The sequence below is a fragment of the Altererythrobacter sp. genome (assembly GCF_050299635.1).
GTDB lineage: Bacteria > Pseudomonadota > Alphaproteobacteria > Sphingomonadales > Sphingomonadaceae > Erythrobacter.
In genome coordinates, this window is the sequence record NZ_JBNKWF010000017.1 from 14238 (window position 1) to 32803 (window position 18566).

20 protein-coding genes are annotated in these 18566 nt (G+C 59.3%); 10 read left to right on the forward strand and 10 right to left on the reverse strand.

Annotated features, from left to right (window positions below; all coding sequences use genetic code 11):
• Window positions 1–49: 49 nt before the first annotated feature.
• The 8 genes from dnaG to ACQY6C_RS10120 all read left to right on the forward strand — a co-directional run bounded on the left by dnaG (window position 50) and on the right by ACQY6C_RS10120 (window position 7660).
• Window positions 50–1930, forward strand: a complete 1881-nt coding sequence (dnaG, locus tag ACQY6C_RS10085) for a DNA primase (RefSeq protein WP_427968347.1) — start codon at window positions 50–52, stop codon at window positions 1928–1930.
• 9 nt (window positions 1931–1939) lie between these two features.
• Window positions 1940–3970: an RNA polymerase sigma factor RpoD gene (gene rpoD / locus ACQY6C_RS10090; RefSeq protein WP_427968349.1), complete on the forward strand. Its 2031-nt coding sequence runs from the start codon at window positions 1940–1942 to the stop codon at window positions 3968–3970.
• A gap of 73 nt (window positions 3971–4043) precedes the next feature.
• Window positions 4044–4481: a ribose 5-phosphate isomerase B gene (gene rpiB / locus ACQY6C_RS10095; protein WP_427968350.1), complete on the forward strand. Its 438-nt coding sequence runs from the start codon at window positions 4044–4046 to the stop codon at window positions 4479–4481.
• Window positions 4482–4496: 15 nt separating this feature from the next.
• Window positions 4497–5801: a serine hydroxymethyltransferase gene (gene glyA, locus ACQY6C_RS10100; protein ID WP_427968352.1), complete on the forward strand. Its 1305-nt coding sequence runs from the start codon at window positions 4497–4499 to the stop codon at window positions 5799–5801.
• 11 nt (window positions 5802–5812) lie between these two features.
• Window positions 5813–6046 carry a hypothetical protein gene (locus ACQY6C_RS10105; protein ID WP_427968354.1) on the forward strand — a complete coding sequence of 78 codons (234 nt, stop codon included), beginning with the start codon at window positions 5813–5815 and terminating at the stop codon, window positions 6044–6046.
• Complete coding sequence (gene nrdR / locus ACQY6C_RS10110) at window positions 6047–6511, forward strand: transcriptional regulator NrdR (protein ID WP_427968356.1); 465 nt, start codon at window positions 6047–6049, stop codon at window positions 6509–6511.
• A gap of 4 nt (window positions 6512–6515) precedes the next feature.
• Window positions 6516–7244 (forward strand): RNA methyltransferase, encoded by a 729-nt coding sequence (locus tag ACQY6C_RS10115; RefSeq protein WP_427968358.1) that lies wholly within the window; start codon window positions 6516–6518, stop codon window positions 7242–7244.
• 71 nt (window positions 7245–7315) lie between these two features.
• On the forward strand, window positions 7316–7660 hold the full coding sequence (locus tag ACQY6C_RS10120) for a hypothetical protein (protein WP_427968360.1): 345 nt from the start codon (window positions 7316–7318) through the stop codon (window positions 7658–7660).
• 21 nt (window positions 7661–7681) lie between these two features.
• Here ACQY6C_RS10120 and ACQY6C_RS10125 read toward each other — a convergent pair whose 3' ends face one another.
• A complete protein-coding gene (locus tag ACQY6C_RS10125; protein WP_427968361.1) occupies window positions 7682–7993 on the reverse strand; it encodes a chorismate mutase in 312 nt (103 codons plus the stop codon).
• A gap of 207 nt (window positions 7994–8200) precedes the next feature.
• Between ACQY6C_RS10125 and rpsD the strand changes: the two genes are divergently transcribed.
• Window positions 8201–8815 carry a 30S ribosomal protein S4 gene (rpsD, locus tag ACQY6C_RS10130; RefSeq protein ID WP_427968363.1) on the forward strand — a complete coding sequence of 205 codons (615 nt, stop codon included), beginning with the start codon at window positions 8201–8203 and terminating at the stop codon, window positions 8813–8815.
• 63 nt (window positions 8816–8878) lie between these two features.
• Here rpsD and ACQY6C_RS10135 read toward each other — a convergent pair whose 3' ends face one another.
• The 9 genes from ACQY6C_RS10135 to ACQY6C_RS10175 form a co-directional block, all read right to left on the reverse strand.
• Window positions 8879–10588, reverse strand: a complete 1710-nt coding sequence (locus ACQY6C_RS10135; protein ID WP_427968365.1) for an alpha/beta hydrolase family protein — start codon at window positions 10586–10588, stop codon at window positions 8879–8881.
• A gap of 395 nt (window positions 10589–10983) precedes the next feature.
• On the reverse strand, window positions 10984–12108 hold the full coding sequence (tgt, locus tag ACQY6C_RS10140; protein WP_427968367.1) for a tRNA guanosine(34) transglycosylase Tgt: 1125 nt from the start codon (window positions 12106–12108) through the stop codon (window positions 10984–10986).
• Between the two features lie 20 nt (window positions 12109–12128).
• A complete protein-coding gene (locus ACQY6C_RS10145; RefSeq protein ID WP_427968369.1) occupies window positions 12129–12896 on the reverse strand; it encodes an ABC transporter permease in 768 nt (255 codons plus the stop codon).
• The gene (locus tag ACQY6C_RS10150) at window positions 12896–13840 is read right to left on the reverse strand and encodes an ABC transporter ATP-binding protein (RefSeq protein WP_427968370.1); all 945 of its coding nucleotides are present in this window, start codon (window positions 13838–13840) and stop codon (window positions 12896–12898) included. The genes ACQY6C_RS10145 and ACQY6C_RS10150 overlap by 1 nt, the downstream gene beginning before the upstream one ends.
• 9 nt (window positions 13841–13849) lie before the next feature.
• The gene (queA, locus tag ACQY6C_RS10155) at window positions 13850–14878 is read right to left on the reverse strand and encodes a tRNA preQ1(34) S-adenosylmethionine ribosyltransferase-isomerase QueA (RefSeq protein ID WP_427968372.1); all 1029 of its coding nucleotides are present in this window, start codon (window positions 14876–14878) and stop codon (window positions 13850–13852) included.
• Window positions 14879–14918: 40 nt separating this feature from the next.
• Window positions 14919–15587, reverse strand: coding sequence for a peptidylprolyl isomerase (locus ACQY6C_RS10160; protein ID WP_427968373.1), 669 nt, complete (start codon window positions 15585–15587; stop codon window positions 14919–14921).
• Between the two features lie 101 nt (window positions 15588–15688).
• Window positions 15689–16201: a pantetheine-phosphate adenylyltransferase gene (gene coaD / locus ACQY6C_RS10165; RefSeq protein WP_427968448.1), complete on the reverse strand. Its 513-nt coding sequence runs from the start codon at window positions 16199–16201 to the stop codon at window positions 15689–15691.
• Between the two features lie 382 nt (window positions 16202–16583).
• The gene (locus tag ACQY6C_RS10170) at window positions 16584–17489 is read right to left on the reverse strand and encodes a polyprenyl synthetase family protein (RefSeq protein WP_427968375.1); all 906 of its coding nucleotides are present in this window, start codon (window positions 17487–17489) and stop codon (window positions 16584–16586) included.
• A gap of 5 nt (window positions 17490–17494) precedes the next feature.
• Window positions 17495–17746: an exodeoxyribonuclease VII small subunit gene (locus ACQY6C_RS10175; protein ID WP_427968377.1), complete on the reverse strand. Its 252-nt coding sequence runs from the start codon at window positions 17744–17746 to the stop codon at window positions 17495–17497.
• Between the two features lie 137 nt (window positions 17747–17883).
• Here ACQY6C_RS10175 and ACQY6C_RS10180 point away from each other — a divergent pair, with 137 nt between their 5' ends.
• Window positions 17884–18564: a hypothetical protein gene (locus ACQY6C_RS10180; RefSeq protein WP_427968379.1), complete on the forward strand. Its 681-nt coding sequence runs from the start codon at window positions 17884–17886 to the stop codon at window positions 18562–18564.
• The last annotated feature ends 2 nt before the right edge of the window (window positions 18565–18566 follow it).

Genomic DNA, 18566 nt, shown 5'->3' on the forward strand with positions numbered 1-18566 from the left:
GTCCACAGCTTCGCTTGAAACGTGCGTCCGTGCGGCGCATTGAAATCACATGGCCCTATCTCCGCAATGGCTGGATGAATTGCGCGCGCGCGTGACGCTTTCGAGCGTCATCATGCGCACGACCAAGCTCCAGCGTGCGGGGCGCGAATGGAAAGCCTGCTGCCCCTTCCACAACGAGAAGACGCCCAGCTTCACCGTCTCTGACGAGAAAGGCTTTTATCACTGCTTCGGCTGCGGCGCGCATGGCGACGTGATCCGCTGGATGACCGACCAGCGCGGTCTGCCCTTCATGGATGCAGTCAAGGAATTGGCCGCCGAAGCGGGGATGGAAGTGCCCCGCCCCGACCCGCGCGAGGCCCAACGCGCGGAAAAGCGTGCATCGCTTGTCGACGTGATGGAGGCGGCGCAAAACTGGTTTGTCGAGAACCTCCATGACGATGGCGGAAACAAGGCACGCGAATATCTTCGAACGCGCGGGTTCAGCCGCAGGATCGTCGAGCAATTCGGCTTCGGCTATGCGCCAGACAGCAAGGTCGCGATGAAGGGCGCTCTGTCCAGTTTCGAAGAGCCGATGCTGGTCGAAGGCGGGCTGCTGATCTCTGTCGATGACAAGGCCCCTTACGACCGTTTCCGCGATCGCTTGATGCTGCCGATCCAGGATGCGCGCGGACGAGTGATCGCCTTTGGCGGCCGTATCCTCGAGAGCCGTGACGGGGTCGCGAAGTATCTCAATTCGCCCGATACGCCATTGTTCGACAAGGGGCGCACGCTCTACAATCTTCATCGCGCCGGACCTGCTAGCCGCCAGACGAACCGCCTTGTTGTGGTCGAAGGCTACATGGACGTGATCGCGCTCGCCAACGCCGGGATCGAAGATGCAGTCGCTCCGCTCGGCACCGCGCTGACCGAGACGCAGATCGAACTGCTGTGGCGGATGGTCGATGCGCCGGTGCTGTGTTTCGATGGCGATAATGCCGGCCAGCGCGCCGCGATGCGTGCGATTGCGCGCGCCCTGCCCATGCTGCGCCCAGGCAAGACCCTCTCGATTGTGCGGCTGCCGGCCGGGCTCGATCCGGACGATCTACTCAAGCAGAAGGGCGTGAAGGCAATGGAGGCTCTGTTGGTTGAGCCTGCTTCGCTCCTCGATACGCTGTGGCAGTTCGAGCGCGACGCACAACCGTTGCGCACACCTGAAGACAAGGCGGGCCTCAAGCAACGGCTGATCGACCATACCGACACGATCCAGCACCCGGATATCCGCGCGCTCTACAAGCGCGAATTGCTCCAGCGATTCTCCGATTTCGCCTTCCCTCCACGCGAAAAGCGCGATTGGAAGCGCGGCGCTCCGCGCGTTGCGCCAATTACGCCGCTGTCTAGCGAGGCAGCGGCAAAGCTCGCCAGGGCCTTGCGAGGCGGCGCGCGCGATGCGTTAACCAGCGCCATAATCCACGGTTTCCTGCGCTTTCCGGAAGAGATTGCGAGGCATTCCGAGACTCTCGGCAGGCTCGCACGACTCGACCCGAAAACCACAGAACTGGTCGAATCTCTGTTTGAGGTGTCGGAAACGCTTGATTCGCGCGAAGGAACAGCCATATCAGTCGCGCAAGGCCTACCTGCCCCACCGGATCGAAATCGCTATGCTTTCCTGAGAGAAGGCTCCAACCCGGTAGATGCGCGCGAGGAATTGGCCGAAGCTGTTTCGCTGCTGGTTGAAAAACCTGCGCTGGAATCCGCTATGGCGGCTGCCACCGCACGTTTCGACGAGGATCCTGAAGGTGCTTTTGCCGAACAGGCACGGCTACGCGAACAGCTCGCCATGATGAACGAACGCCTGAAGACATTCGGGCGACGCAAGGCCGCAACGGCGGCCGAGTTGGAGATTATTCGCACATCGGCTGACGAGCCGGTGTCCGATTTGGAAACGGACTGACGAACGCAGATGGCATCGAAAGCTAAATCGGCCGATAAAGACGACGCACCGCTGATCGACCTCAACGAAGCGTCGATCAAGAAGCTCATCACCAAGGCCAAGAAAAAGGGCTACGTCACTGTTGACGAGCTCAACGAAGCCTTGCCGCAAGACCAGATGTCGAGCGAGCAGATCGAGGATGTAATGTCCGCGATCAGCGAGATGGGCGTGAACATCGTTGAAAACGATGAAGAGGCCGAGGCTGAGGCCGAGCAGGACGCCGAAGTCGAAGAAATGTCGGTTGACGAAGACGACGCCAAAAAAGGCGCCAAGAAAACGACAGCCACCGCCGCGAAGAAGACCACCACTGGTGAGCGCACCGACGATCCCGTGCGCATGTACCTGCGCGAGATGGGCGCTGTCGAACTGCTTAGCCGCGAAGGCGAAATCGCCATCGCCAAGCGTATCGAAGCCGGTCGCGACATGATGATCATGGGCCTGTGCGAAAGCCCGATCACCTTCCACGCCATCATCCAGTGGTCCGAAGCACTCAACAGCGAGGACATGCAGCTGCGCGAGATTCTCGATCTCGACGCCATGCTTTCCAAGGAGCCGCCTGCCGACAAGCTGGCCGAAGGCGCCGAGGATGACGATGACGACGGCGAGATCTCTGAGGAAACCGCCGGTCCCACCATCCGCGATGACGACGAAGTCGAGGACGAGGACGAGAGCGAAGACGAAGACGGCGAAGAGGGTTCTTCGCGTCGCCGCGACGATGACGAAGAAGAAGACAACACCATGTCGCTCGCGCAGATGGAAGCTGCGCTAAAGCCTGACGCGCTCGAGCGGTTCGAACGGATCACCAAGCTGTTCAAGAGTTTCGAGAAGCTTCAGGGCGAACGGGTCGATATTCTCGCCGCAGGCGACGAGTTCCCCTCCGCCAAGGAAAAGAGATACGAGAAGCTGCGCGAAGAGCTGACGGCCGAGGTCGAGAGCGTGCAGTTCCATGCGACCAAGATCGAATTCCTGGTCGACAATCTCTATGCCTTCAACCGCCGACTGACGGCTCTTGGCGGCCAGATGCTGCGCCTCGCCGAGCGGCACAAGGTCAAGCGGATCGATTTCCTCAAGGCCTATGTCGGTAACGAACTGGACGATACCTGGCTCACGGCGAATGCCAAGAAGGACAAGAAGTGGGCCGCCTTCGCAGAGAAGGAAGCCGATGCGATTGAACGCATCCGCGCCGAGATTGCCGACATCGCCAGTCAGACAGGCATGTCCCTGCCTGAATTCCGCCGCATCGTGAACATGGTGCAGAAGGGCGAGCGCGAAGCGCGCATCGCCAAGAAGGAAATGGTGGAGGCAAACCTTCGCCTGGTGATCTCCATCGCCAAGAAATACACCAACCGCGGGTTGCAGTTCCTCGATCTGATCCAGGAAGGCAACATCGGCTTGATGAAGGCGGTCGACAAGTTTGAATACCGCCGCGGCTACAAGTTCAGCACCTATGCCACATGGTGGATCAGGCAGGCGATCACCCGCTCGATCGCCGATCAGGCGCGTACGATCCGTATCCCGGTCCACATGATCGAGACGATCAACAAGCTGGTTCGCACTTCACGCCAGTTCCTGCATGAAGAAGGCCGCGAGCCGACACCGGAAGAAATGGCCGCACGCCTTTCCATGCCGCTCGAAAAAGTGCGCAAGGTGATGAAGATCGCCAAGGAGCCAATCAGCCTGGAAACACCGATTGGCGACGAGGAAGATTCGCATCTGGGCGATTTCATCGAAGACAAGAACGCAATCATTCCGGTAGACGCCGCAATTCAGGCGAATCTCAAGGAAACCGTCACTCGCGTGCTCGCCAGCCTTACGCCGCGCGAGGAACGCGTGTTGCGTATGCGTTTCGGCATCGGCATGAACACCGATCACACGCTGGAGGAAGTGGGCCAGCAGTTCTCGGTCACCCGCGAACGTATCCGCCAGATCGAGGCCAAGGCGCTGCGCAAGCTGAAACACCCAAGCCGCAGCCGCAAGATGCGCTCGTTCCTCGATCAGTAATTCTTGCCATTAGTTTGGTGATTTTTGGGAAGGCTCGCTGGCAATCGGCGGGCCATCTCTTTATGGGGCTCTCATGCGTATTGCCATTGCCTCTGACCATGCCGCGATCGAACTCAAGACCCAGCTGCGCGAGTGGCTGATCGAGGAAGGCCACGAAGTTGCCGACCTCGGCCCCGATAGTCATGACAGCGTCGACTATCCGGACTTCGGTTACAAGCTTGCCAGCGTCGTCGCGGACGGTACGGCTGAACGCGGTATCGCCCTTTGCGGCAGCGGCATTGGAATATCGATCAGCGTCAACCGAAACCCCGCCGTTCGCTGTGCCCTAGTTTCCGAACCGCTTTCGGCCGCGCTTTGCCGCGAGCACAATGACGCGAACTGCATTGCTATGGGCGCGCGCCTGACCGGCGTCGACATGGCAAAGGCTTGCGTCACAGCATTCCTTTCAACCGAGTTCGGCGGCGGTCGCCACCAGCGCCGTGTAGACAAACTTTCCAACCCCAATTTCTGAAAGCACTCACCGATCATGACCACCGATACGCTCGCCGCGCCCATGCAGCGCTTCTGGTCCGACACCCTCGAGGAAGCCGATCCCGAGGTCTTCACCGCCGTCCGCAAGGAACTCAAGCGGCAACAAGACAAGATCGAACTGATCGCGAGCGAGAACATCGCGAGCCGCGCCGTTCTGGAAGCGACTGGCAGCGTCTTCACCAACAAATATGCCGAAGGCTATCCGGGCAAGCGCTATTATGGCGGCTGCGATTATGCCGATGTGGTCGAAACACTGGCAATTGAGCGCGCCAAGCAATTGTTTGGCTGTAACTTTGCCAATGTTCAGCCCAATTCAGGTAGCCAGATGAACCAGGCCGTGTTCCTGGCACTGATGAATCCGGGCGATACCTTCATGGGGCTCGATCTGAACTCCGGCGGGCATCTGACGCATGGGTCGCCAGTCAATATGAGCGGCAAATGGTTCAAGCCGGTCGCCTATGGCGTGCGCAAGGATGACGAGCGCATCGATATGGAGCAGGTCGCGGCCATTGCGCGCGAGCACAAGCCCAAGATCATCATCGCCGGCGGCACGGCCTATTCGCGGGTTTGGGACTTTGCCGCGTTCCGCCGGATCGCGGATGAAGTTGGCGCATACCTGATGGTCGACATGAGCCACATCTCCGGCCTGGTGGCAGGCGGCGCGCACCCCTCGCCCTTCCCGCATGCGCATGTCGTCACCACCACCACGCACAAGAGCCTGCGCGGCCCGCGTTCGGGCGTGATCCTGTGGGATGACGAGGAACTGACCAAGCCGCTCAACATGGCGGTTTTCCCCGGTCTGCAAGGCGGCCCGCTGATGCACGTGATCGCGGCCAAGGCGGTTGCACTGCGCGAAGCCCTGCGTCCCGAATTCAAGACCTATGCCGCCAATGTGGTCGAGAATGCTCGGGCACTTGCCGCCAGTCTTGAGGAAAATGGATTGCGGATCGTATCGGGCGGGACAGACAACCACTCCATGCTTGTCGACCTGACGCCCAAGGACGTGACCGGCAAAGACGCCGAAAAGGGTCTCGATCGGGCTTGGCTCACCTGCAACAAGAATGGTATTCCCTACGACACGCGCAGCCCGTTCGTGACAAGCGGCATCCGCCTCGGCACTCCAGCAGGCACCACACGCGGCTTCGGCACCGAAGAGTTCCGCAAGGTCGGCTCGCTGATCGCCGAAGTGGTTGATGGCATGTCTCGCAACGGCGCCGAAGGTGACGGTCAGGTGGAAGAGAGCGTCCGCCGCCGTGTCAGTGAATTGTGCGCGGATTTCCCGGTCTATCCGGGCATGTAAGGAACAGGACCATGTCTTCGCACGACCCCAACGAGCCGAAACATCAAGACCATCAATTGATTCCGGACGCGACCAACGAGCTGAAGGGAATTGCCTCGGAGGGCATGAAGCACCCTTCGACCAAGCCGGTCTTGGTAGGAGCGGCGGTAGGTGCCGCCGCAGGTTGGATGCTCCCTGTGGTGGGTCCTGTGATCGGCGGTATCGCCGGGGCAGGTGTCATGCTTTACAAGCGGATTCGCCCCTGAATGCGTTGCCCTTTCTGCGCTCATGATGACAGTCAGGTAAAGGACAGCCGCCCGACAGAGGACAACACTGCGATCCGGCGCAGGCGGCAATGTTCGAGCTGCGGTGCCCGTTTCACCACATTCGAACGCGTGCAGCTTCGTGAGATCGTGGTCGTGAAGAGCGACGATCGGCGCGAGTCCTTCGACCGCGCCAAGCTCGAAAAATCAATCAACCTCGCTTGCCGCAAGCGCGGTGTCGATCAGGAGCGTCTCGACCAGCTCATCTCGGGCATTCAGAGGCAGGTCGAAACGGCAGGCGATGTCGAGATTTCGACCGCGCGCATCGGCGGGATGGTGATGGAAGGCCTGCGCCAGATCGACAGCGTTGCCTATATCCGGTTTGCCAGTGTCTATCGCGACTTCAGCGAAGCCCGGGATTTTGAGGAATTCGCCAGCACGGTGCAGGAAGCGGCGAAGGGTCAGTAGGCCTGTGACGAGCGCCAGCCAGCCCATCATCGTCCTTGTTCGTCCGCAATTGGGCGAGAACATCGGCAAGGCCGCACGGGCCATGCTCAATTTCGGACTCACGGAGCTGCGGCTCGTCGCGCCGCGCGATGGCTGGCCCAATCCTTCCGCCGGACCTGCTGCCGCAGGGGCCGATATCGTGCTTGATGAGGCGAAGATTTTTGAGACCACGGCCGAGGCGGTTGCAGATTGTGCGCATGTCTATGCGTCAACCGTCCGCAAGCGAGGTGTGACAAAACCTGTCGTCACGCCTGAGGAAACCGCGCGCGAGATCGCTGGGCAGAACGGGCGCAGCGCAATCCTGTTCGGGCGTGAAGCGTCCGGGCTTGAGACAGAGGACGTCGCCCTTGCCCGTTCCATCGTGACCGTTCCGATCAACCCCGAGTTCGGATCGCTCAATTTGGCCCAAGCGGTGATCCTGTGTGCCTATGAATGGTCAAAGCACGTAGCGCTTGTACAGCCGACCCTGGAAGAACAACTTCCCCCCGCGCCCCAGGAAGAGCTCGACGGGATGATCGAGCATCTTGAGCGGATGCTCGAGCCCAGGGGATATTTCATGCCGGAAGCCCGCGCCGACGCCACGCGCAAGACCTTGCGCACGCTGCTGACACAACCTGGCTGGAATCATCTGCAGGTTCGCACACTCCGCGGCGTGTTGTCATCGCTCGAACGGGAAAGGCGCGACCAGCCTTGAGCAAGATGGACAATTTCCAGAAAGTTTAATATTGTTCCATCAATGAGTTAGAATGATTGGAACTACACCCTATGACCATCCTGATTAACGCACTTGCGGTGCCAGGACTCGTTTCACTTGCGCTAATGTTTCAGGCTGACACTTCAATCGACCCGGCCGTCTCAAGCAAGTCTCCACAGTCAGCAACAAGCGATTCTCAGCAGACTGATTCAACTACTGACCAACTTACGGTTGAAGCCAAGAAGCCCAAGAAGGTCTGCCATATGGAAACACCTACCGGAAGCAATTTCCCACGTAGGGTTTGTCGGACGGTAAGTTCGGATAGTGACGATATCCAGGGCATGGGTACGCTGAGTGATTTGCGCCGCGCGCGTGAAGCGCAACAAGGCACCCAACATGGAGCCAACCCGCGCTAGTCAAATATCGCGAGGTACGCTTCAAGATCGCAAACGATCCCACTGCGCAAGTTCATATTCAATCGAAGTTTCGACCAGAATATCCCAGAATTGCGTAATTTTTTCGCCAGGCAATCCAAGTTGTTCGGCTTCTGCGCAGGCGTTCTCGATAACCTGAGCCTTGCGCGCTTCGTCGCGTACCATGCCCCGCTCCGGCTTGATCCGAGCTGCCGCGCGCATGTATCCAAATCGCCGGTCGAGCAGCGCAATTAGCTCGCGGTCGGTGGCGTCGACGCCGCGGCGGACCTCCGCCATGGTTGTGCAGTCGTTTGGCAATGGGAGTTCGTCGCTCATGCGGGGCCCCTGCCGCCATTGATGCACATTGTCGAGCACCCATCTCTACCCTTGACGCGCGCGGCATTCCTGCTAGTGCGCGCGCTTCGCGAATTGGCCCCGCATCCCGGTGAAGCGGTGGCCGCGTAAGGGAACAGCCCTTGCGGTGCGATGCCGGGTTGAAGCGCCACCAATGGGGTGGCGACAGCAAATTGAAGGATACGACTTATGTCGAAGCGCAAGAGCGCCAAGTACAAACTCGACCGCCGGATGGGCGAAAACATCTGGGGTCGTCCTAACTCTCCGGTCAACAAGCGTTCCTATGGTCCGGGCCAGCATGGCCAGCGCCGCAAGGGCAAGGTGAGCGACTTCGGTCTGCAGCTGCGCGCCAAGCAGAAGCTCAAGGGCTATTACGGCGATGTGACCGAGAAGCAGTTCAAGCGCACCTACACCGATGCCACCCGCATGAAGGGTGATACCGGCCAGAATCTGATCGGCCTGCTCGAGCGTCGCCTGGACATGATCGTCTATCGCGCCAAGTTCGCGCCGACGGTCTTCGCCGCTCGTCAGATCGTGAACCACGGCCACATCTATGTGAATGGTGTGAAGTGCAACATTCCGTCGCGCCGCATCGATGTGGGTGACGTTATCAGCCTGGGCAGCAAGGCAAAGGAAATGGCGCTGGTGATCGAGGCGCAGAGCCTGCCCGAGCGTGACATCCCCGACTATGTCGCAACCGATGGCAACGACAAGGTGACTTTCACTCGCGTTCCGAAGCTGGACGAAGTGCCTTATCCGGTTACCATGGAACCGAATCTGGTCGTCGAGTTCTACTCGCGCTGATCCGGTCCAGAACCGAATACGAAAGGGCGGTCCTGCGGGGCCGCCCTTTTCTTATCAGCTCGATTAATCTGGAAGGTCGAGCGCCTTGCGGATGAAAGCGTTGCTTTCGCTCAGCAACTTCGTGCGCGCCGCCTTGTCATCCAGTGAGTGAGCCAAGTCCTCGAACTCAACGTAACGGACTTGCTTCCCGGCGTTCTGCAGCCGATCCCTCATCAGTCGCGAATGGCCGACAAGGACGTTCGTATCCGCATCGCCATGAAACAGCATTACCGGAACGGCAATTCGATCGGCGTGTTTCGCAGGCGATCCAGCATCAACATGCGGGCCTCGGCCGACGAAATCCTCGACCAATCGGCGGTCGACACTCTGGCTGGCGTCATTGACCAGTCGTTCAAGATCAGTGACGGGGGCCACAGAGACAACTGCCTTATATAGCCCTGGCTCCATTACGGCAGATTGAAGTGCCGCATAACCGCCATATGACCAACCGAAAATGGCAAGCTTGCCAGGCGCTGCAATTCCTTCCTTTTCGAGCCACCTTCCTGCGTCATCAATGTCGCCGATGGCCGTTTCCCAAGACTGGAAGCCGTTCTTCTGAAACCAGTCTGCGCCATAACCGGAAGATCCGCGATAATTGGGCTGCAGGACGGCAAAGCCCTGACTCGCAAAATATTGGACCAGCCAGTCGAAGCCCCATTCATCGCGGGAGCTAGGGCCGCCATGGGGCATCACTATTGCCGGAAGATTCTTGCCGTCACTATCAGCAGGCAGAGTGAGATATCCGGGAATCATCGTGCCGTCAGATGCCGGGAATCGGACGGGTTGCATGTGACCGAACTTGACACCAGCAAGCTCGGGTCGCGCTGGTAGCAGCGGGCTGAGCTGCTTCGTAGAATCGTCAAAGATGTAATAATTGCCGGGATCGACGTCATTCGACGCAAACAGAATCATCTTGTTCTCGTTTGCATCCGCATCGATAATTGCAATCTGCTTGTCGCCTCCCAGAGCCTGCCTGAGCCCTTTGCTCAACTTGGCATACCTTTGATCGAAATAGTCGGCGTGCCGATAGTCGGTGGCATAGCTAACCCCAATGATTCTGCGTGATCGGCCAATCCTTAAGAGGCTGTCGACATCGGCTTCATCCCTGGCAACGACAACTGACTTGGCGTTGCTGCCGTCGAGAGAAACCTGGAAGAGCGCGGTGTGGTCTCCCTGCGTATCGAAACCGTAGGCAACATTCCTGTCGCTATCCACGGCAACTGGCCAGAAGCCGTACGAAACTCCGCCTTCAACAATGACTTTGCTCAGATCATGCCAGTCATTCTCGCCAACGGCGCGATAGAAATAATGGAACTCGTTTCTGCCATATCCGCTCTCGCTTCGCGGCTGGCTCGCCATCACACGGACATTGCCCTTCCCATCACTGATGTATCTATAGGCATCAGGGTTAGGTGGGATAATCTGTTTCCGCTTGGCCTTGTTGACGTTGACCTGTTCGACAAGGAGACCGCTCCCGCGCTTGGCAACGAGCGTACCCGTTCCCATTTCTTCAGGCTTCCAACTCATCACGAGTACCGAGTCCTCGTCCTCGGAATTATAGTCGATGATGCCCCCACCATAATTCGAGCTGTAGTAGGCATTTGACGCAGTTTGCGCTGACAACATTTCAACATCGCTGCCGTCGTTTGAAATCGAAACGAGCCTGGTTGCGCTTTCAGTTTTACGGTTGCTGCCCTGCCGGAAATAGACCTGGCATACGACCCGTTCTTCCAACACGAATACGCATCGCCGCAGTTGCTCTTCGCCACCATTGGCGCTGAAAACGGGATTGGCTCCACCTGTCGCAAGGTCCACGACGATTGCGTTTTCGCCGCCATCGGGCCGAACCATTACCATGACGATCTGCTTGCCTTCCGGCGAAATCGAGATGCTGCGCACCGATTCACGAGCCGCGAACTTGCTAGCCGTCTCGCCCGTACTTTCAGCGGCCTGCAGCATTGTTGCGTGGCCGGCCAATCCCAGAATACACGCAGTCAAACGTAGCGATCCAACCAACTTCATCCTGACCCCCAAGGCAGATTGCAATACGGGCCAATAGTTAAGTCCGTGAAATCCTGAAGGCCAGTACAAATCTGCGGCGATCCAGACAAAAAGACGCTAGCGCCCCCTTAACCCAAATAGTCGCGCCGGAAATCAGCCGCAAATGCTGCAAACCGCCCTTCCCCGATAGCGTCGCGCATGGCCTGCATGAGCTGCTGATAGAATGACAAGTTATGCTCGGTCACCAGCATCGCGCCCAGGATCTCGCCCGACTTTTGCAAATGGTGGAGATAGGCGCGCGAATAGCTGGCGCAGGTGGGGCATGTGCAGCGCTCATCCAGTGGCCCGGTATCCTCGGCATGCCTCGCATTGCGCAGGTTTAGCGGTCCGTTCCAGGTGAAGGCCTGCCCATTGCGCCCCGACCGCGTCGGTAACACGCAGTCGAACATGTCGATCCCTCGCTCGACTGCACCCACCAAATCGTCAGGCTTGCCCACGCCCATCAGATAGCGTGGCCTGTCTTGCGGCAGCATGCCGGGCGCGAAATCGAGCGTGGCGAACATTGCTTCCTGGCCTTCGCCCACCGCGAGTCCGCCGACAGCATATCCATCGAAGCCGATTTCGGTCAGCTTCTCGGCGCTTACGCGACGCAGGTCCTCATCAAGCGCGCCCTGCTGTATGCCGAACAGCGCCGCGCGCGCTGCATGTTCACCGCCCGCGTCGAACCCGTCACGGCTGCGCGTCGCCCAGCGCATGGATAGCTCCATGCTCTCGGCGATCACATCGCGCGGTTGATCGGCGCGCGGGCATTCATCAAAGGCCATCACGATGTCCGAGCCAAGCAGACGCTGGATTTCCATCGAGCGCTCGGGCGTCAGCATGTGCTTCGACCCGTCGAGATGGCTGCGGAACTCGACGCCCTCCTCCGTCAACTTGCGCAGTTCGGAAAGGCTCATCACCTGATAGCCGCCGCTATCGGTCAGGATCGGGCGATCCCAGTTCATGAACTGGTGCAACCCGCCAAGCCGCGCGACCCGCTCTGCACCCGGGCGCAGCATCAGGTGATAGGTATTGCCCAAGATGATGTCCGCGCCGGTCGCCCGAACACTTTCGGGCTTCATCGCCTTGACCGTCGCAGCGGTGCCTACCGGCATGAAGGCAGGCGTTCGGATGCTGCCGCGCAGCATGTCGATGCGGCCGGTGCGCGACTTGCCATCGGTCGCATCGATAGTGAAGGAGAAACGTGTAGCCATTGGCCGCGCCGGTTAGCGCTTTAGTCGCGTAGCCGCCAGCCCGTCTTGAAGATGAAGCCGATCACGGTGACGCAAAGGGCGAGGAAGCCCAGCGTCAGGCCGAGCGAAATGGCAATCGGCACGTCGGACACGCCGTAGAACGTCCAGCGCAAGCCGCTGACAAGGAAAGCGATCGGATTTGCGAGCGCGATCTTGTCCCACGGCTCCGGCAACATGGCGATCGAATAAAAGGTACCGCCAAGGAAGGTGAGCGGCATGAGGATCAGCATGGGGATGATGCCCAGCTTTTCGAAACCGTCCGCCCATATGCCCAGGATAAATCCAAACAGCGAGAAGCTGGCCGAGACCAGAATGATGTAGAACGCCGCAAGAAATGGATGTGCGATGGAGTAGTCGACGAAGAAGGTCGCAGTAACCAGGATGATTGATGCCAGGATCAGGCTCTTGGTTGCAGCCGCACCGACGAAGCCGATCAATGTCTCCGCCACGCCGACTGGCGCGGAGAGCAACTCGTAGATCGTCCCGGTAAACTTGGGCATGTAAATCCCGAAGCTGGCATTGCTGGTGGTTTCACCCAGCAGCGTGAGCATCAGCAGCCCGGGAATGATGAACTGCGCATATTCGATCCCGAGTATCGGAGGCATCCGCCCCCCGATCGCCGACCCGAACACGATGAAATAGAGCGATGTCGTGAGTACCGGCGCCAGAATGGATTGGAACGCAGTGCGGAAAGCGCGCATCAGTTCGCGCACATAGATCGACCAGGCGCCACGGGCATTGAAACGCATCACGCAGCCTCCTGCTGATCGGCCACGAGGCCGACGAAAATGTCCTCCAGCGAACTCTCGCGGACATCTATGCCGACATAGTCGATCCCAGCGCGGGTGAGCGCCTTCGTCACTTCGGCAACCTCTGCCCGCCCTTTCCCGGTGCCGTCTCCGCCACGATAGAGCAATTCCGCCCCGCCTTCGGCCAGTTCGACCGGAAAACCTGCCATTGCAGCCGGCAACTCGCTGAGAGGTTGGGCCAGTCGAATATGCGCCTCGGTCCGCCCAAGCTGCGCCATCATTGCGTCTTTCTCGTCCACCATCAGGATCCGGCCCTTGTTTATGATGCCGACCCGATCGGCCATTTCCTCGGCCTCTTCGATGTAGTGGGTGGTCAGAATTATTGTCGTGCCGCGTTCGCGCATGGCGGCAATCTGCTGCCACATGTCGCGTCGAAGCTCGACATCGACCCCGGCTGTGGGCTCGTCGAGAAACAGCAGGTCGGGCTCATGCGCCAGCGCCTTGGCTATAAGAACGCGCCGTTTCATCCCGCCCGAAAGTGCACGGATCTGTTCATTGCGCTTGTCCCAGAGACTCAGGCCGCGCAAAATCTCCTCGATCCGCGCCTTGTCGGGAGAATGACCGAACAGGCCGCGCGAATAGCTGACCGCATGGACCACCTTTTCGAACATGTCGGTCGCCATCTCTTGAGGGACCAGACCAATTCGCGCGCGCGCCGCACGCCAATCATGAGCAAGATCGAGCCCAAAGGCCTCCATGCCGCCGCCGCTGGGCCTGACCAGGCCACATACAGCGCCGATCAGCGTGGTCTTTCCCGCACCGTTGGGGCCGAGCAGCGCAAAGATTTCACCTTTGCGGATTTCCAGATCGACATTGTCGAGCGCCTTGAGCCCACCGGGATAGACCTTGGTAAGTCCGGATAATTTGAGAATAGGTTCGTTCATGCAACCTATTTAGGGAAGCAGAAGCGAAGAGTCACCATAGGAATAGAACCGATATTCATTTTCAATCGCATGAGCGTAGGCATTCTGCATCCGATCCAGCCCCATCATCGCACTGACCAGCATGAACAGCGTGGACTTGGGCAGATGGAAGTTGGTCATCAACCCATCCACCGCCTTGAAGCGATAACCAGGCGTGATGAATATCGCCGTGTCACCCTCAAACGGTTCGATCACACGATCATCGCGCGCCGCACTCTCCAGAAGACGAAGCGAAGTCGTGCCGACCGCGATGATCCGTCCACCCGCTGCCCGCGCGGTATTGAGCCTTCCAGCGGTCGCCTGGTCGATATAGCCCCATTCGGCATGCATCCGATGGTCTTGAGTATCGTCGGCCTTGACCGGCAGGAAGGTACCCGCCCCGACGTGAAGCGTAAGCGTTTCGCACAACACGCCAGCCTCGTCCAAAGCTGCGATCAGATCAGGCGTGAAATGCAGCGCCGCGGTGGGAGCAGCCACCGCTCCGTCACGCTCGGCAAACATGGTTTGATAGTCGCGGCGATCCTGCTCATCGGTCGCACGCTTGCCTGCAATATAGGGCGGCAAAGGCATCTGCCCTGCCCGCTCCAGCAGCACTTCCACCGGCTCATCACCGCCGAATGCCAGCGTATAGCTGCCGTCTTCATGGCGGCGTTCCGCCACAGCAGTAACCCCGCCGCCAAAGACGAGTTCATCGCCCTCACGAACACGTTTGGCGTTACGGATGAAGGCTTGCCAACGCCGCAGATCGACGCGCTTGTGCAGGGTCGCGCCGATCTTGGCTTCACCCCGCCGCCCTTCAAGCTGAGCCGGAATAACCCGCGTATCGTTGAACACCAGCACATCGCCTGCGCGCAGCATCTGCGGCAGATCGCGCACGCCCATGTCCCGAAACTCGCCCTCGACCGGAACAACCAGCATGCGCGCGCTGTCACGCGGCCGCGCTGGACGCAGCGCTATCCGCTCCGGCGGTAGCTCGAAATCGAACAAATCAACACGCATGGCAGTTGCGCTCTAGGCGCGGTGCATCAGCCTGGAAAGCCTACTCACTGGGAGTGGCGTTGAGCATGTCCGCAGTGATCTCTTCCTCGACACGCGGCGCAGGTTGCGCGGGCACCGGCTTTTGGTCGGCAGCGATCGAAGCCTGGAGGATCCGCGTGGGATTGGCAGGCGGCTCGCCGCGAGTAATCGCATCAACACCCGCCATATTGCCGATTACGCGGCCGAAATTGGTGTAGCGCTTGTCGAGGCTGAAACGAGGATAGAATACGATGAAGAACTGGCTGTTCGCGCTGTTCTCATCCGCTGCGCGAGCCATGGCAACCGATCCGCGCACATGCGGCATCGGGTTGAACTCGGCCTCAAGATCGGGAAGCTGCGAACCGCCCTGCCCTGTCCCCGTGGGATCGCCACCCTGTGCCATGAATCCTTCGATCACGCGGTGGAAGATCGTACCATCGTAGAAACCCTGCCGCGTAAGCTGCTTGATCCGTTCGACATGATGCGGCGCCCATTGGGGCATCAGGCGGATCGCCACACGCTGGCCATTCGAAAGGTCGAGGAGCCAGATATTCTCCGGATCCTCTGCCTGGTCGAAATTGACGGGTGAATAGACGCGCGGCGCGGCCGGAGCCTCGTCTTGCGAGAGTGCCACCTGGGGGGCAGCAAATAGTGCGAGCGAAGCTGCCGCGGCAAAAAACGTCTTGAACATGGAGGCCTTCATGAAATGCTGGCAATAGCTGCGATTGCGGGCGGTCTAGCGAGAGGTGGCTGTCACCGCAATGAATGATCGGACGATGCGCACAGTCATGGTCAATAATCGCCCATACGACCGTTCTGCTCGACTCTGGCGTTCACATCCGTACAAACTTGCGGACTGACAAAGGGTTTGATGTCCCCGCCAAAGATGGCGATCTCCTTGACCAGTTTGGATGCGATCGGCTGTAGCGATACATCGGCCATCAGGAATACCGTTTCGATTGACTGGTCGAGTTGCTGGTTCATCCCCGCCATCTGGTACTCATATTCAAAATCCGCGACTGCGCGCAGTCCGCGGATCAGGACATTGGCACCTTGCTTCTGGGCAAACTTCACCAGCAGCGCGTTGAATCCCACCACCTCGACATTGTCGAGCCCCAGTCCGGCAACCTCACGCTCGACCATCGAGAGCCGTTCTTCCGTCGAGAACATCGGATTTTTTGACGGGTTGGTCGTCACACCGATGATCAGCTTGTCGACCAGCTTGCTGCCGCGCCGGATAATGTCGGCATGACCAAGCGTGATCGGGTCAAAGGTGCCCGGGTATATGCCAATGCGATCGGTCATATCTTGTCTCTCACCCATCGTATTCTTCCTGGTGCGATATAGAGCACCTCTTCGCTGTATCCTTGCCCAAAATCCTTTCGGAAAAAACCTGGCTTATGCTCCACGAAACCCCGATCAGATACAGCCCCCAATGCCGCGACGACACAGGTTTCCGGCAAGGTGATGTCTGTCTCATATCGCCAATCTGACAGAAACAGTCCCCCGTCAGACCTCTTGACCAACTTGGCATTCGCTTCGGGGCAACTATCAACCTCCAGCCTTTCGTAGAACAAACTGAGCTGTTGATCAGAACCTTCCCAACGCCGTTCGTTCAAGATGATGAATAGGGCTGCGAAGAAGACCAATGCTGCACCGGTCACCAGGTAACCAACTCGCCCCGACACTACCGGTCCCTCTCCACAACATAGCGCGCCAAAGCACACAGCATGCGCGCTTCATCGCCGTAAATGGCCAGATGTCCAATGGCCTGTTCGACCAAGGCGTTGGCCTGTTCACGCGCCTTATCGGCGCCCATGAGGCTCACGAAGGTAGCCTTGCCCTGATCTTCATCCTTGCGCAGCGCCTTGCCGGCCTTGTCTTCATCCCCTTCGCAGTCGAGCAGATCGTCGGCGATCTGGAAGGCCAGGCCGATGTCGCGCGCGTAATTGCGCAAATGCCCGCGACCTTCAGGAGGGACGTGTCCCAGGATCGCGCCCATTTCGACCGACGCGGCAAGGAGCGCACCAGTCTTGAGCTGCTGCAGCCGCGTGATGGTGTGGAGGTCGTATTCTTCCCCTTCAGCCATCATGTCCATCATCTGCCCGCCGGCCATGCCGTTCATGCCGCTGGCCCGGGCCAGGCATTCGACAAGCTGAGCCCTAACGAAGGGATCGCCGCTCATCGCCGGATCGGCCAGAATCTCGAATGCCATGGCGTGCAGCGCATCGCCCGCCAGCACCGCCGTTGCTTCGTCGAATTTGAGATGCACCGTCGGCCTGCCATGACGAAGGGCGTCGTCGTCCATGCAGGGCATATCGTCATGGATCAGCGAATAGACGTGGATCGCCTCCACCGCGCAGCCCGCTCTCATCGCGTAGTCACGCCCGACGCCGAACAGCTCCGCTGTACTTACCAGCAACAGCGGTCGAATGCGCTTGCCGCCATCGATCGCGGCATATCGCATCGCTTCCACCAATCGCGAACGCGAATCCTCAGGCACCGAAAGAAACGCATCAAATAGCGAATCCACCTCTTCCTGAACTCGCAGCAGGCCTTCGGCCACTATGTCGCTTTCAATGGCGGTCGGCACCGGAGCTATCCATCCGCGTCGAGCGGTTCGGTTCCGGTCGGATTGCCGGACCTGTCGGTAACGATCCGCTCTATCCTCTGCTGCGCCGCATCAAGGCGCGCCTGGCAGTGTTTTCGCAACGCTTCGCCGCGTTCATACAGCTCGATCGACTTGTCGAGCGGAACGCTGCCGCTTTCGAGTTGCTGCACAATTTCCTCGAGCGCGCAGAGCGCCTGCTCGAAACTCATTTGCGAAATGTCAGACGTTCCCTCATCCATGGGTCGAGCATTGACCGCGACGGGTCACACGGTCAAGGCTGTGCTGAAAACAAACAGAGAGTCGCATGAAGATCGCGCTGCTGCGCTTCTCGGTGACCATCGCCCATTGAATTGTTCCGGAGGTACCCGGCTAAGCCATGTTCATAGGACACTTCGCCCCTGCTTTCGCCGCCGCAGCTGCCAGTTCGCGCGCACCGAAGTTGGGCACGCTGTTTATCGCCGGACAGCTGGTCGACTGGGGTTTCTTCATATTCGCACTGTTCGGTATCGAGAAGATGCGCATCGAACCGGGCGCGACGAAGATGGTGCCCTTCGATCTCTACTACATGCCCTACACACATAGCCTGTTGGGTAGCGCGGTCTGGGCGGCCTTATTCGGCCTCATCATTCTCTACCGCTATCGTGACGGAGTGGCTTCGCTGCTCGCTTCGATCGTGGTGCTTTCGCATTGGGGGCTCGACTGGTTGACGCACAGGCCCGATCTTACGCTCGCGGGTGGAACGAAGGTTTACGGCCTCGGCATGTGGAACTCCCCATGGCTGGCGATGTCGCTCGAGCTGATCATCACGCTGCTGGCCTACTCATGGTTCATGCGCCGGACCAAGGGCCCCGTGGGGCCGCCTATCATCCTGATGGCGGTGCTGCTGCTGTTTCAGGCAATCAACTGGTTCGGCCCAGCGCCGGAAACCGCCGGCCCGATGCTCTACTTCACGGCCTTGATCAGTTACGCAATTGTCACGGCGCTTGCCTATTGGGTCGCGGACACACGTTGGCATAAACGCGAAACTGGACTGGCGGCGCCAAGATTGCGCCGCTAAGG

What these genes read in the sequence shown, in the direction of transcription:
- coaD (WP_427968448.1), bottom strand. Translation starts at nt 16,201, where the DNA reads ATGACCGATCGCATTGGCATATACCCGGGCACCTTTGACCCGATCACG.
- ACQY6C_RS10125 (WP_427968361.1), bottom strand. Translation starts at nt 7,993, where the DNA reads ATGAGCGACGAACTCCCATTGCCAAACGACTGCACAACCATGGCGGAG.
- ACQY6C_RS10105 (WP_427968354.1), top strand. Translation starts at nt 5,813, where the DNA reads ATGTCTTCGCACGACCCCAACGAGCCGAAACATCAAGACCATCAATTG.
- rpsD (WP_427968363.1), top strand. Translation starts at nt 8,201, where the DNA reads ATGTCGAAGCGCAAGAGCGCCAAGTACAAACTCGACCGCCGGATGGGC.
- dnaG (WP_427968347.1), top strand. Translation starts at nt 50, where the DNA reads ATGGCCCTATCTCCGCAATGGCTGGATGAATTGCGCGCGCGCGTGACG.
- rpiB (WP_427968350.1), top strand. Translation starts at nt 4,044, where the DNA reads ATGCGTATTGCCATTGCCTCTGACCATGCCGCGATCGAACTCAAGACC.
- tgt (WP_427968367.1), bottom strand. Translation starts at nt 12,108, where the DNA reads ATGGCTACACGTTTCTCCTTCACTATCGATGCGACCGATGGCAAGTCG.
- ACQY6C_RS10175 (WP_427968377.1), bottom strand. Translation starts at nt 17,746, where the DNA reads ATGGATGAGGGAACGTCTGACATTTCGCAAATGAGTTTCGAGCAGGCG.
- nrdR (WP_427968356.1), top strand. Translation starts at nt 6,047, where the DNA reads ATGCGTTGCCCTTTCTGCGCTCATGATGACAGTCAGGTAAAGGACAGC.
- ACQY6C_RS10145 (WP_427968369.1), bottom strand. Translation starts at nt 12,896, where the DNA reads ATGCGTTTCAATGCCCGTGGCGCCTGGTCGATCTATGTGCGCGAACTG.
- ACQY6C_RS10150 (WP_427968370.1), bottom strand. Translation starts at nt 13,840, where the DNA reads ATGAACGAACCTATTCTCAAATTATCCGGACTTACCAAGGTCTATCCC.
- ACQY6C_RS10180 (WP_427968379.1), top strand. Translation starts at nt 17,884, where the DNA reads ATGTTCATAGGACACTTCGCCCCTGCTTTCGCCGCCGCAGCTGCCAGT.
- ACQY6C_RS10120 (WP_427968360.1), top strand. Translation starts at nt 7,316, where the DNA reads ATGACCATCCTGATTAACGCACTTGCGGTGCCAGGACTCGTTTCACTT.
- rpoD (WP_427968349.1), top strand. Translation starts at nt 1,940, where the DNA reads ATGGCATCGAAAGCTAAATCGGCCGATAAAGACGACGCACCGCTGATC.
- glyA (WP_427968352.1), top strand. Translation starts at nt 4,497, where the DNA reads ATGACCACCGATACGCTCGCCGCGCCCATGCAGCGCTTCTGGTCCGAC.
- queA (WP_427968372.1), bottom strand. Translation starts at nt 14,878, where the DNA reads ATGCGTGTTGATTTGTTCGATTTCGAGCTACCGCCGGAGCGGATAGCG.
- ACQY6C_RS10160 (WP_427968373.1), bottom strand. Translation starts at nt 15,587, where the DNA reads ATGTTCAAGACGTTTTTTGCCGCGGCAGCTTCGCTCGCACTATTTGCT.